Source organism: Anaerostipes sp. (assembly GCF_018381315.1).
In the GTDB taxonomy this organism is placed as follows: domain Bacteria; phylum Bacillota; class Clostridia; order Lachnospirales; family Lachnospiraceae; genus Anaerostipes.
Genome location: NZ_JAGZSD010000006.1, coordinates 125,480 through 138,520, shown reverse-complemented (window position 1 = coordinate 138,520; position 13,041 = coordinate 125,480). Strand labels below are relative to the sequence as shown.

Sequence of the window (13,041 nt, the reverse complement as noted above, 5' to 3'; positions counted from 1 at the left end):
CAAACTTATCACTTGTGTCTGAGACCAAATAGGGGATTCCAAAGGAATTTCCTATGCAATAAGAAACAAAACCTGCAGGCAATGGTCTGATGAACCATACTGCCTGCAGGTTTTGTTTTATATTTTTATATTGACAGAAGCTCTGATAAATACTGCTTAAACCGATATGCGATCCATTGTTTTATGCCTCTTTCATCTGCCCTGTGGATCATATCCTGAATATCCTTGTCAGCAATCACACTTTCCAGCACATGATTTAAAATATTCTTTTCATATTCCGAAGGATTTTCAGGATATACGGCATAGATGACATCCGTGTACTTTTCTCCGCCGCTCATATACTGCTCATCTTCAAAATGAACAGCAAATAATCTGGGTTCCGACATCTGAGAAAAAACTGCTTCATAATATACCATCTCTGCTGCCGGCATCAGATAATACTGCTGCTTTCGGTTCCCGGCATCAAATTCCTTTGCCATCCTGCCGCTTTCTTCTGACAAAACCCGCAGCAGGTTATTTTTTAAACTCTTTTCCTTGGCCCGGATCACTTTAAATCTTTTGATGACTCTCAGCCCCGCGTCCATTAAGACCCGAAGCTTTTCAAGAGATTCTATATTATCCTGAGTTTCCAGCTGACGCCGTTCTTTCTCGCGTACCGTTATTTTACGCATGGTTTTGTATTTATGCCGCTTGATAGCTTCATGAATCTGTTCTAATTCATTGCGGCTCAGCAGCGGCGATACCTTCAGATAATTCCGTTTGTCAATATACAGAGGGATCGTAGACAATATCAGGTCATACTCGTCCAAGTTCTCCTGTCCAAACCCAATCAGCGACACCTCCTTGCGCACACATATTTCCGGTATTTCCTGTTCCAGGCGGTGGGAAAGCATCTTCGACGAGCCCATGCCCCCTGAACATACTACAAGAATGCGGAAGGAACGCTTCATAACATTGTCCAGAGATACTGCAAAATAGAGAACCAAATATCCGATCTCATCATCCGGGAAGAAGTCCTCCTCAAAGATCTTGTTTACACCTTCCCTGATAATAATAAACAATTCTTCATAATCTCTCTTTACATCTTCAATCAACGGATTGGAAATGCACATGCCGCTGCGGATCCTGCTTAAAGCCCGGTCAATATGAATATATAAACTTTCTTTTAATTCCTTGTCCCGGATTAATTGAATCCCCATCCGGTCTTCCACATATTGAATGAAGTTATATATTTTCGTATCAAGCTTATGGTTCTGAATTGTATATATTCTGGATGTATCCTGAACCATTCCCACATGCAGAACCCAGCTGATATACTGCTCTTCCTGTTCGCTTAACAGGATATCGAATTCCTTTTCCAGGGATTTTTTAACCCTTTGGGTAATCTTCTGCTCTTCTTTGTTAAAATTCTCAGTCTCAAATTCTTTTTCATAAGGTCTGCCTTTTTGATGGCAGCTGATCATCATAGCAATCAGCAGTATATATTCCAAATACTCCCGGTCCTTAATCATGGTAGAAAGTTCGTACTGATCCTGGATGATATTTTTTATATTCCGATGACATACCGACATGACATGACGGTATCCATACTCTTCCATTCTCTTCACAAATGGATTAGACAGGTCCCCCTGACTGTTCAGCCACTGATAAAGGCTGGATTCATCTGCATGATTCAGCAGCGTATGAACCATAAGTGAGTTTTTTTCAATCTCACTTCCTGTGATCAGAATGCCCTCACCCTTCTTTTGAATCAGGTGCAGATCATACCCGCTGAGCTGTTCCTTTACTTTTTTCAGATCATTCCTTACAGTGGGAATTGATGTATGATTGTCGATGGCCAATGCTTCTGTTTTTATGTAATCGTATTCATGAAGTAAATACAGCAGTATAAAATCAACCCGTTCTTTTGGGTCTACAATATATATCTGTTTTTTCATACCCAGAGAAATGCGCAGATTCCTCATATCTTCTGCACTTCCCACTGCAACCATTCCTTTTTTGCTCGCTGTATTTAACTGTACCCCGTACTCTCTCATGACTTCCGTAACTTCAGGAATTTCACGGTACACAGTACGGTCAGATACTTCAATCTGTCTTGCAATTTCTCCAACTGTAACATACCCTTTGCTGTTTAGTATGACTTCTATGATTTCTTTAATACGATTCGACATCAGCATAGCTCTCACCTCATATTCTATTTTAACATCTGTTGTTATCATATCATTTTATAGGCTTCTAAGATACATTTTCTTTCTTCAAATATGGAATCTAAATTTTTTTAAAATTGGGGCTTGTAAAGAATTTTTAATGGCTTTATCCTTAGTCATAAGGATATCCTTTATCACATAAAACAATGGATGAAAGGAAGTATTATGACCAAACAGCCAAACATGAAAGAAATCGAAAATATCATCATCAAAGACTATGACAACATTGCAGGTATCGTTGTATTAAAGGACGGTGAAACACAGTATGAGCATTATTTTAATGCCTGTACTGCCGACAGCCGCATCCATGTATATTCTGTGACAAAAAGTATAATTTCCATTTTGATCGGAATTGCCGTGGACAAAGGATATATCGCAGATATTGACCAGAAAGTACTGGATTTTTTCCCTGATTATATCCCAAAACAGAGAGAAAAAACGATACAGAATATAACTTTAAGAAATCTGCTGACCATGACAGCTCCTTTTAAATATAAGTCTGCTCCTTACATTAAATATTTCACCAGTGATGATATGGCTGCGTTTACACTTGATTTGTTGGGAGGCCGGGGAGAAATAGGGCAGTTCAGATATACTCCTCTCATAGGACCGGATATCCTGACAGGAATTCTAAAAAAAGCCGCAGGACAGTCTGTATTTGATTTTGCCTCTGACAATCTTTTTAAGCCGTTAGGAATCACGGTTAAGAACAATGTAGTATTTCATTCCAAAGAAGAACAGCTGGCATTTAACAAAGCTACAGATATCAGCGGATGGGTTTGTGACCCGGCCGGAACTAATACAGGAGGATGGGGGCTTACACTCTCTCCTGCAGATATGGCAAAGCTGGGCCAGTTGTACCTAAACAGCGGACTGTGGGATAAAAAACGCATTGTCTCTGCAGAATGGATCAATGAGAGTACAAAAGAACACAGCCGGTGGGAAAAAATGAATCTCTCTTATGGATATTTATGGTGGATTCATGAGGATGGCTTTGCGGCAATGGGAGACGGAGGAAATGTCATCTACGTCAACACAAAAAAAAACCTTGTGGCTGCCATAGCTTCTCTATTTAAACCAAGAGTTAAGGACCGGATAGAATTTATTAAGAAATATATAGAACCAAGATTTGAAGAATAAACATAATCACCACGAAAAAAATAAATCTGCGCGCGGCGGTTTTATCAGACTGCCGTGCGCAGATTTTCTATTAGAAGAACAATAACTCTTTTAAGTCTACTGCTGATAACCTGAGATCAGGTCCGTAAATCTCTTTGCTGTCAGATGCGGCCTTGTGATTGCACTTCCGACTACCACCGCATGTGCCCCAAGGTAAAGACATTTTACTGCTTCTTCCGGCGTATTGATATGTCCTTCCATCATCATGTACACATCATCTCCGAGATCCCGGCACATTTTTGCAAATGCTCTCATATCCTGGGTTTCAAAATGTTTTGTCTCTTCTGTATATCCGAACAGGGTCGGCGCTACAATATCAACACCTAATTCAGCCGCTTTTTTTGCCTCATCATAATTGGAAACGTCAGCGAATATCATAGCCTCCGGTATTTCCCTCTTTACATCCGCCACAAGCTCCCACGCATGACGGCCTTCTTTTGTAATTCTGTCCGTACAGTCCATAGCAATAATCTCAGCTCCGGCTTCCCAAACCTCCTTCGCCGCTTCCAAGGTAGGAGTAATAAAAACTTCTTCGTCTCCCCTCTTGATTTTATATAAACCGATCAGCGGCAGATCCACTGCTTTTTTAATGGCTTTGATCTGTTCCGGAGAATTGGCACGGATTCCGGCTGCTCCTGCCCACTGTGCAGCCTCTGCCATCTTAACGACCATGTTGTCCGTATAAATCGGGTCTTCTGGCTGTACCTGACAGGATACGATCAGACCCTTCATAGATTCTAAGATTGCTTTTTTTCGTTCATCTGTTGTTTTCATGTTATTTTCTCCTTTTCGTTGCCTGATTTTATTCCGTAAAGGTATCATAACATATTATCGGGCAAGTTTCATTCCCTTATCCCGAACCTTTCCTCGTCATAAGTGGATCTGCTCAAAAGCTCCTGCTGTACATTGGGAGCCAAGTTGACAAATACTGCTGAAAAACCGCTGACTCTCACAATCAGATTCGGGTACTTTTCCGGATGCTTTACAGCATCCTCAAGCTCAGCCTTATCCACTACCGTCACCATCAGATGACAGCCTCCTTTTTTAAAATATGTTTTCATCAGCTGTTTGATAATCTCACGGTTCTCCCTGAACATGGACGGCGAAAACTTTATATTCTGCACAGAACCTCCATGATACTTGGCGTCAAATTTGGAAAGGGAGTTTAAAAGTGCAGTGGGACCGTTCTTATCCGCACCTCCCTGCGGATTGTTTGCAGGATTCATATACATCCCGGACAGCCGCCCGTCCGGCGAGGCCGCCGTCTGGTTTCCCCACTCAGTATTTAACTGATTATTGCTGATCACGACGAGAAAATACTGCATTCCCTGCCTGATACCACGATCCCGCACTCCTTTTGCCACAAATTCGTACAGATCATTTGCCATGCCGTCGGCTGTATCCAGATCATTCCCATATTTATCACATGCCAGACAGTCTTTTCTGACAGCTTCATATCCTTCAAAATTGTGCAGAACTGCCTGGTGCAGCTCCTTCAATGTATATTTTTTCGTATCATAGACCAGATGCTTTACTGCCCAAAGGGAATCTGAAGCATTGATACTGCCGTAAATCTCATTTGTCCCTCCCAGATAGCGGACTCCGCCGTCCAGAAGAGCCTTTCCCCGCTTCAGGCAGTCATCGGTCAGAATGCTGGTAAACAAAAAGGATACCTGCCGGTTCATAACGTCATAGGAGTGATACTGTGCCTGCACGGACAGATCCAGATAATAATCAAGAAATCCTTGATAGCCTTTATAGAAATCTTCAAAGCATTGGTATTCCTCCAGTTTTTTTAATGGAAATCCTCCGGATTTATCTTTACCGTCCATAGGATCTATACCTTCATTCATAAAAATATTCAAAATCTTTAAAAGATTGATGCAGACATTGGGAGTACCGGTGCTCTGTCCCTGAATAACATATTCTGTGCATCCAAAGGGCACATACTGTTCCGCCGTTTTCTCATCCACGCGCATTCCGTAAGATACAGCCGGCACATTTACATCATCATTATAAAGAGTAGGGTAAGTTGCTCCGGCTCCAAGGGCATCCAGGGCTTCATTCCAAATTTCATCAGAAGTATCCTTATCCAGCCGAAGCGTAAACTGCGGTTCCACATAGCGGCAGTTCTTTGCTGCCTTCATGGCAAGATGCAGAAACCGGTCTGCCTCCTCGGGGTGTTTCCGCCCTCTTCCTCCTACGATGATCCTTCCGTTGACTGTGGTCCTCCTGTTTTCGATCATGGTCCACAGGGAATGGACATAACGGTAGGCCTCTTCCTCGGTAATCCTGTTGTTTTTTAGGTCCGCGGCAAGATACGGGCCCAGATAGTCATCCAGGCGGCCGTAGTTGATGACTCCGGAAAGCAGTGCATACAGCCAGACCAGCTGCAGTGCTTCGTGGAAGGTTTCCGGTTTCTCCGTCTGGATCTTCTTTAATGATCTGCACATAGTTTCAAGTTCGTCTCTGCGTCCCGGATCACAGGATTTCATTTGCTTTTTTGCCATCTCACAAAGATATTCTGCAGATTTCACAAAAATATTCAGACACCCCAGGGCTCCTTCATAAAAACTGTTGTCCGGGCTGTACTTTTTCTTTTCTTCAATTTCTTCTTTTAGGCCTCCGATCCCTTTTTCCAGAAGCTTCGGATAATCGAGCATCATTCCGGAAAGCCTTGCAGTGGCTATGAGCGGATAATTACAGTCAATAAACCGTCCGATGGTATCCTGCGTGAGCACCTCTCTGCAGTAAACTGTTTTCAGGTCGTGTTCCAGCCAGTAATCGTACAGAATATCCACCCGCTTTTTCTCTGATTCATCCGTTAATTGTGACTGGAATTCCCTGAGTTTATGAAATACACAGTAATGTCCCACTCCGCCGAGCGAGGTAACACATCCAAATCCGATCGGCAGAAAATCCAGCCTCCCCGCGATTAAATCCTCCGGTTCTATGCTCCGGAACATTCTCGGATATAAAACCTTTAAGCACTCCACCTCCCGTACTTCCTTCGGGGCATCTGCACAGGCTTTATGCACCTTTGTATATTCCTCCATGATTACAAGCTGCTCTTTTAAAGACTTCTCACATGGAATCTTTACACTTACTTCTACATTCTGGGCCCCGTCCACGTCAAATTTGACCATACCATATCCTCCTTCCGGCAGCGGCTAGTGTTTTGCCTTTTCAGCATCTCTCCAGTTCTGCTGATATCCTGAAATCAGATCCACAAAACGCTTAGCCGTTAAATGCGGCCTTGTGATGGCACTGCCGACCACAACGGCATGTGCCCCCAGATACAGGCATTTCACAGCATCATCCGGAGTATAGACATGCCCCTCCATCATCATATAGACATCCTCTCCGAAGTCGCGGCACATCCTGGCAAACTCCCTTAAATCCGGCTCCTCAATGTGTTTAGTTGCCTCTGTGTACCCATAAAGAGTCGGCGCCACAATATCCGCTCCAAGTTCTACGGCCCGCCTGGCTTCCTCATAGTTTGATACATCTGCAAAAATTATAGCTTCCGGTATTTCTTTCTTCACCGCCGGAAGCAGCTCCCATGCCGGACGTCCTTTATCTGTCATTTGCTCTGTACAATCCAGGGCAATGATTTCAGCCCCTGCTTCCCATACCTGCTTTGCGGCTTCCAGCGTGGGAGTGATAAACACATCCGTATCCTCTCTCCAGATCTTATAAAGACCGATGACCGGCAGATTCACAGCTTCTTTGATGGCACGGATCTGTTTCGGAGTATTCGCCCGGATTCCGGAAGCACCTGCCCATGCCGCTGCTTCCGCCATCTTGACCGCCATATCTTCTGTGTAGATCGGGTCATCCGGCTGTGTCTGACAGGATACAACCAGCCCTTTCATAGATTCTAATATTGCCTTTTTCTTTGGGTCTGCTGTCTTCATAATTTCTTTCTCCTTTTTCTTCTTTATTTCATAAGATTGCTCTTTCAGCTGACAATATCAGCAAAAACATTCTGCTTCTCTGATCTAAAGATATCATAGCACAGTATGCTGGCATCCACACTGTTTCGTCTTGTCAAAAAGTTTATTCAAATTGCTTTTTAAAAAGGATCATTTTATAATAAAGAAAAAACTTCACACGACAAGCTTATAAGGAGGATATTTTATGATATGCCGGGAGCCGGGCGTACTGCCAAACTCAGAATACTTTTTCTTTGCACCGTCAGATACCTTCACCGATTATTTCTACTATATTATTAACTGCGGCCATTTTTACTGCCGGCGGGGCTACCGCATACAGCGCCAGGGAAACCATTTTCCTCTTCTGCTGTATGTCATGGACGGCACCTTTCATTTGGAGTATGAAGGAACCTGCTGTACTGCTGCAAAGAATGACATCATATTAATCGACGGTGAAAAACCCCATGTTTACTATTCTGGTGATTCCTGCGAGTTTATCTACATGCACTATTGCGGAAACAATGCGGTTCCCGTCACCAGGCACCTGATCGCCCAAAACAAAGGCCCCCTATTTAAACTGGACAACCACAGACAAATCTATGACTCCGCCAATTCTTTAGTTACAAAACTCTGTTTTGAACAGGAAGTGACAGACGCACAGATGTCAGCTGTCATCTACAGCTGTCTCTGCCATATCCGGGAATTTAGACTTTTGGTTCCGGGAACCGGTGCAGCAAATTCTCCCGCTGTTTCAAAGGCTATCCAGTTTATCCGTGATAACCCCTGCAGGAATCTGACACTTCGTGATATTTCCGGACATGTGAATTTAAGTCCGTACTATTTTTCTCATCTGTTTAAGGCTGAGACAGGCTATTCCCCTATCGAATATGAAGCCGTCTGTAAAATTAACCTGGCCAAGACAATGCTGAAAACTACAGCCCAAACTATAGAAAGCATCTCAGAATATCTGGGATACAGTTCAAGCGCCAGCTTTATCAATGCATTCTCACGCCGGACCGGGCTGTCCCCTCTGAAATTCCGGAACGGTCATTTAGAACTGTAAAGAAGTTATAAGGAACAAAGTGCGCATCCTGCACGGAGTGCTTTTTATTTCATGGAACGCATCTTCCTATGAAATAAAAGACAAGACAGGTCCCATGAGGATCCCTGTCTTGTTTGTCTGAATCTATTTATCCGTCTTTTCTGGAACGGCTGTATATCATCTTCTTTGTCAAAATAAAGATAACCAATGCTGAAAGAACTACAATACCGCCGATCAGAAAAACATTTGCATAGGTAGAAGCTGCCCCCGCTTTTACACCGGTAATACTTCCGCCTGACATAACACCGGCTGACATCATCTGTCCGAAAACTGCCACACCGACAGATCCGGTAATCGCCTGTACAAGGTCATTGATTCCAAGCACACGGCCTGACTCTTCCGGTGAAACGGTCAGTGTTGCCGTATCTACGATCGGAGAATAGAAGAATGATGTACCGAAATAGTAGATACACGGTGCCGCTGCAAGAGCTGCAATCTTTCCATAAGGAATTGCAAATGCAATAGCGATCAGCCCGATTCCCATCGCCGCCAATGCCATAATAATGGCTGCAGAACGGCCGATTTTTTTAATCACCGGTCCGCACACAAAACCGAGAACTGCTGCCAGAAGAATAGACCACACAAGCAGATTGGAAACCTGTGCAGAGTCAATACCAAACACTTCAAGCCCGATTGCATTTACACCGGCATTCAGTGTGTAGCTGAAAAAGTAACCTACAAAGATAACAACCATGGTTGCCACAAACGCTGGATTCTTTAAAAATGCCGGCGTGATAATCGGATCTTCTGCTTTGTTAATGTAAATAATAAATGCTGCCAAAGTTACAACTGATGCAACTGACCAGAGCAGATTCATATCCGTAAAGAACATTGTAATGGCACCGGCAAAGGCTCCGATCAGTGTAAAGCCCCATCCGTCGATCTTGGCACCCTTTGCATGTTCATCCGGCAGGTTTTTCGCCAATGCCGGCAAAAATACAACAGAGATAACCGGAATCGCAAACATCCAGCGCCAGTCGATTTTTGTCACATATCCGGCTGCAACGACACCGAGAGCTGCCGAAAACCGAAAGACTGCAACAAAGATTCCATAGTAAACTACCCTTTCCTTCTGGGAAATATATTTAGATACAAGAACCAGGAACACGGAACCTGCAACCTGTCCTCCGATGGACTGAAGCATACGTGCGGCTACTACCGCCCAGATGCTTACCGGCCCAAGAAGAAATCCGATAGCAGAGCCGATCACAAACACCACAGTGCCAAGCAGAGTCATCTTTTTCAGGGATACAAAGTCACCCAGCGATCCGTAAATAACACATACAATTCCAAGCGCGATACCCGGAAGAGATGTAATCAGCGATGCAAGTTCCGGGGTTCCCAGCTGCTTTCCGATATTTACAAAGATCATTCCGAATGCCTGCTGCTCAAGAATTCCAAAAATAAAAATAATTAATACCAGCGGGATTGCTCGTTTTGCCATTCTGTTCATTGTCTGGAATTCCGGGGTTCCTTCTGCAGGCACCGGGATTCCTGTTGTTTTTCTCTCATCTGTATTGGACATTACCTATACCATACCTTTCAAATTTGTGTTTTATATTATCTTGTTACTCTCGTTCTGCTGCAGCAACCCGCTGCACATAGCGCCTGCGGAAACGTTCCACATCCACATCCACGCAGACAGCTGCATTTTTGGGTCTGCCTAAAGTTTCATCATAATCCACTGCTGTTGCTCCCATTGTAAGCGGGCTGGATATCTCGACATCAATAAAAGCCTCTCTCGTCTCAAACAGCTCCGGCTCCATCAGGTACATAGCGGCAGACGGATCATACATCTTCACCCCTTCTTCCACATGTCCTCCGTCGTAAGAACGGAACAGAGAACTGATCATTGTTCCTGTGGCTCCGCCTTTCTCAAGTTCCTCCAAATCTCCTTCCGTAAGTCTGGCTTTTCTTCCGATATCCAGTCCAACCATTGTTATAGGGATACCGGAACGAAAAACAATCTTTGCCGCTTCCGGATCAATGCTCACATTGAATTCTCCATAAATTCCGATGTTCCCTCTCTCCGTGGAACCGCCCATCATAACGATCTCTTCTATTTTTTCTTTCACTTCCGGAAATGTAGAGATGAGCAGTGCAATATTGGTCAAAGGCCCCAGGGTTAAAAAAGTCACCTTCTCTTTACAGTCCATCAGTGTCCGGTACTCACTGACCACCGCATTCTCTTTCAGCAGCAGTTCCTCTTTAGGTTCAGGAAATTCAAATCCTCCCATACCGGACTTCCCGTGTGCATTGGTTGCAAACCTGTTGTCTCTTAAAAGCGGAGCCGCAGCCCCCTTGGCTACCGGTACATCTTTCTCCAGAAAAGCCAGAAGCTTTAATGCATTGTTTGTGGTGTGTTCAATCCCCACGTTTCCTGACACACTTGCAATCAGCTTAACGTCCAGAGAAGGTTCGGAAAGCATTACCGCAATGGCCGCTGCATCATCGATGCCCGGATCTGTGTCAATGATAATGTTTCTAGTTTTCATATTGTTCCTCCTTATATAGTTACATCCACTGGAAAGACCGGTCTGCGGCAAACTCAAGTACCTGATCTCTTTCCGGAATGGACGGTGCCGCACCCATTTTAGATACCGCTATGGCCGATGCTCTGGCAGCCATATAAAGTGCTTCCTCCACTGTCTTGCCCAGGAGGCGGCTGGCTGTATAATAGCCGGTAAATGTATCCCCTGCCGCTGTAGTATCCACTGTATCAACCTTGTATGCTGACTGTTCTGCGATTCCCTGTTCACCTGCGTACATAGAACCCTTTTCTCCAAGTGTAAGAACAATTTCTGCATGGGAAAACCGCTCTTTCAGCTGCTTTAACAATATCTGGCTGTCTCCGTCTGACTGGAGCAAAGCCCTGGCTTCCACTTCATTCAGAAGAAAGCAGTCTATATAATCTAAATTGATATCAAAAATTTTCTCATTCATCGGAGAAGGATTCAGGACAATCTGCATCCCTTTCTCATGGGCTTTTTCCACAAGATAAGGAATTTCGCTGATCTCATTCTGAAGAACCATCCAGTCTCCCTTTTCAAAGTTTTCAAGGACCATATCCGCCAGTTCCTTTGTGACTGCCTGATTAGCACCCCCGTACAAAATAATGCAGTTATCACCTTCCCTGTCTTTCTGAATCACCGCATTGCCTGTCCGGGTCTCCTGGCTGATTTTCAGATAACGTGTATCTACCCCTGCTTCACAAAGGATTTCTCCCAAAAACATTCCATCAGCTCCAATGACGCCCGCATGATAGACATCTGCACCGGCTCTGCTCAGCGCAATGGACTGATTCAGTCCCTTTCCTCCGGCAAATACCTGAAGTGTATCGGAAGAAATAGTCTCTCCCTTTTCTACAAAATGGCTTACACCATAAACATAATCAATATTTAAAGAACCAAAATTTAGTATTTTCATGTCTCCCTCACTCGCTCGTTTCCGGAATCAGAACGCCGCTTCAAAGATTCTGCGGCAGTCCTCCCGGTTCAGTCTTTTTATACCTCCGATGCTGTCATCCTCCCCGCGAAAAGCGATCTGGTCCAGCATCTTATTCACTTCATCTGTAGGAATCCTGAAATCCTTAAAGGACACCGGCATTCCCATACTTCGGAAGTATTCTTCCGTTTTTAAGATTCCCTGAAAGGCTGCTTCCAATGTATTATCCCCGGTCCATTCCACTCCGAATACTTCTTTTGCATACCGTGCAAACCGTTCCGGTTTCTCCGTATAGACATATTTCATCCAGGATCCCATAATAATTGAAAGAGTTGCACCGTGGGGCGTGTCATATAGTGCACTTAGTTCATTCCCGATTTCATGGGTTGCCCAATCCTGAACCCGCCCGATGCCTACTGTATCATTATGTGCAATAGAGCCAATCCACATAATCTCAGCACGGTAAGCGTAACTGTCTGGTTCCTTCAGCACTTTCGGACCGATGTCTACAAGAGTCTTCAAAATTCCTTCTGCCATACGGTCAATGACACCGATTTCTGAATCCGGCGCAAAATATCTCTCACACACATGGGAGAACATATCTGTCACACCGCATGCGGTCAAAAATGGCGGCAGTGAGCAGGTCAGTTCCGGATTCATAAACGCTATTGCCGGACGTATAACCGGACTGCTGACCAAAAGCTTCTTTCCAAGCTCTGCGTGATTGATTACGGTCACATCGCTGGATTCACTTCCGGTTGCCGGACAGGTCAAAATCACGCCGGTCGGCAGAGATCTTTCAGGAGCCTCTGTCCCGGTAAAAAAGTCCCAGACGTCCAGATCTGTCACTGCTCCCAAGCTGATGGCTTTGGCAGAATCTATGACACTTCCCCCGCCGATGGCAAGTACCATATCCACCTGTTCCTTTTTCGCAAGATGTATCCCTTCTCTTACGAGAGCTAATCTGGGATTGGGCTGGACACCTCCCAGCTCCAGGCTTTCAATGCCTTCTTTAAGAAGCTGCTTCTGTATCTGTTCCAAAAGGCCGCCGTCATATAAAAACCTGCCGTTATCATGATGAATTAAGACCTTTTTGACGCCCATCTGCTTTAATTCACTTCCAATTTGATTTTGTGCATCTTGTCCAAACACAAATTTGGTATTCATACATATG

At 44.3% G+C, this 13,041-nt stretch carries 10 protein-coding genes; 2 read left to right on the top strand and 8 right to left on the bottom strand.

What is annotated here, in order from left to right; translation table 11 throughout:
• Positions 1-125: 125 nt before the first annotated feature.
• Complete coding sequence (locus KH180_RS06955) at positions 126-2,177, bottom strand: BglG family transcription antiterminator (protein ID WP_290758313.1); 2,052 nt, start codon at positions 2,175-2,177, stop codon at positions 126-128.
• A gap of 195 nt (positions 2,178-2,372) precedes the next feature.
• Here KH180_RS06955 and KH180_RS06950 point away from each other — a divergent pair, with 195 nt between their 5' ends.
• Positions 2,373-3,347 carry a serine hydrolase domain-containing protein gene (locus KH180_RS06950; protein ID WP_290758311.1) on the top strand — a complete coding sequence of 325 codons (975 nt, stop codon included), beginning with the start codon at positions 2,373-2,375 and terminating at the stop codon, positions 3,345-3,347.
• Positions 3,348-3,443: 96 nt separating this feature from the next.
• On the opposite strand, the gene KH180_RS06945 is transcribed toward KH180_RS06950, so the two are convergent.
• The 3 genes from KH180_RS06945 to KH180_RS06935 all read right to left on the bottom strand — a co-directional run bounded on the left by KH180_RS06945 (position 3,444) and on the right by KH180_RS06935 (position 7,303).
• Positions 3,444-4,160, bottom strand: coding sequence for an N-acetylmannosamine-6-phosphate 2-epimerase (locus KH180_RS06945; RefSeq protein WP_290758310.1), 717 nt, complete (start codon positions 4,158-4,160; stop codon positions 3,444-3,446).
• Between the two features lie 68 nt (positions 4,161-4,228).
• The gene (locus KH180_RS06940; protein ID WP_290758308.1) at positions 4,229-6,532 is read right to left on the bottom strand and encodes a pyruvate formate lyase family protein; all 2,304 of its coding nucleotides are present in this window, start codon (positions 6,530-6,532) and stop codon (positions 4,229-4,231) included.
• Positions 6,533-6,556: 24 nt separating this feature from the next.
• The gene (locus KH180_RS06935) at positions 6,557-7,303 is read right to left on the bottom strand and encodes an N-acetylmannosamine-6-phosphate 2-epimerase (protein WP_290758307.1); all 747 of its coding nucleotides are present in this window, start codon (positions 7,301-7,303) and stop codon (positions 6,557-6,559) included.
• Positions 7,304-7,526: 223 nt separating this feature from the next.
• Between KH180_RS06935 and KH180_RS06930 the strand changes: the two genes are divergently transcribed.
• Positions 7,527-8,384: a helix-turn-helix transcriptional regulator gene (locus KH180_RS06930; protein WP_290758304.1), complete on the top strand. Its 858-nt coding sequence runs from the start codon at positions 7,527-7,529 to the stop codon at positions 8,382-8,384.
• A gap of 127 nt (positions 8,385-8,511) precedes the next feature.
• Here KH180_RS06930 and KH180_RS06925 read toward each other — a convergent pair whose 3' ends face one another.
• From KH180_RS06925 to KH180_RS06910, 4 genes are read right to left on the bottom strand one after another with little or no spacing between them, the layout of a single operon-like run.
• Positions 8,512-9,948, bottom strand: coding sequence for an MFS transporter (locus tag KH180_RS06925; protein WP_290758301.1), 1,437 nt, complete (start codon positions 9,946-9,948; stop codon positions 8,512-8,514).
• A gap of 43 nt (positions 9,949-9,991) precedes the next feature.
• Complete coding sequence (gene rihC, locus KH180_RS06920; RefSeq protein ID WP_290758299.1) at positions 9,992-10,918, bottom strand: ribonucleoside hydrolase RihC; 927 nt, start codon at positions 10,916-10,918, stop codon at positions 9,992-9,994.
• A 19-nt stretch (positions 10,919-10,937) separates the two neighbouring features.
• Positions 10,938-11,849, bottom strand: a complete 912-nt coding sequence (locus tag KH180_RS06915; RefSeq protein ID WP_290758296.1) for a ribokinase — start codon at positions 11,847-11,849, stop codon at positions 10,938-10,940.
• A 27-nt stretch (positions 11,850-11,876) separates the two neighbouring features.
• Positions 11,877-13,034: an iron-containing alcohol dehydrogenase gene (locus KH180_RS06910; RefSeq protein WP_290758294.1), complete on the bottom strand. Its 1,158-nt coding sequence runs from the start codon at positions 13,032-13,034 to the stop codon at positions 11,877-11,879.
• Between the last annotated feature and the right edge of the window lie 7 nt (positions 13,035-13,041).

What these genes read in the sequence shown, in the direction of transcription:
- KH180_RS06955 (WP_290758313.1), bottom strand. Translation starts at nt 2,177, where the DNA reads ATGCTGATGTCGAATCGTATTAAAGAAATCATAGAAGTCATACTAAAC.
- KH180_RS06950 (WP_290758311.1), top strand. Translation starts at nt 2,373, where the DNA reads ATGACCAAACAGCCAAACATGAAAGAAATCGAAAATATCATCATCAAA.
- KH180_RS06945 (WP_290758310.1), bottom strand. Translation starts at nt 4,160, where the DNA reads ATGAAAACAACAGATGAACGAAAAAAAGCAATCTTAGAATCTATGAAG.
- KH180_RS06940 (WP_290758308.1), bottom strand. Translation starts at nt 6,532, where the DNA reads ATGGTCAAATTTGACGTGGACGGGGCCCAGAATGTAGAAGTAAGTGTA.
- KH180_RS06935 (WP_290758307.1), bottom strand. Translation starts at nt 7,303, where the DNA reads ATGAAGACAGCAGACCCAAAGAAAAAGGCAATATTAGAATCTATGAAA.
- KH180_RS06930 (WP_290758304.1), top strand. Translation starts at nt 7,527, where the DNA reads ATGATATGCCGGGAGCCGGGCGTACTGCCAAACTCAGAATACTTTTTC.
- KH180_RS06925 (WP_290758301.1), bottom strand. Translation starts at nt 9,948, where the DNA reads ATGTCCAATACAGATGAGAGAAAAACAACAGGAATCCCGGTGCCTGCA.
- rihC (WP_290758299.1), bottom strand. Translation starts at nt 10,918, where the DNA reads ATGAAAACTAGAAACATTATCATTGACACAGATCCGGGCATCGATGAT.
- KH180_RS06915 (WP_290758296.1), bottom strand. Translation starts at nt 11,849, where the DNA reads ATGAAAATACTAAATTTTGGTTCTTTAAATATTGATTATGTTTATGGT.
- KH180_RS06910 (WP_290758294.1), bottom strand. Translation starts at nt 13,034, where the DNA reads ATGAATACCAAATTTGTGTTTGGACAAGATGCACAAAATCAAATTGGA.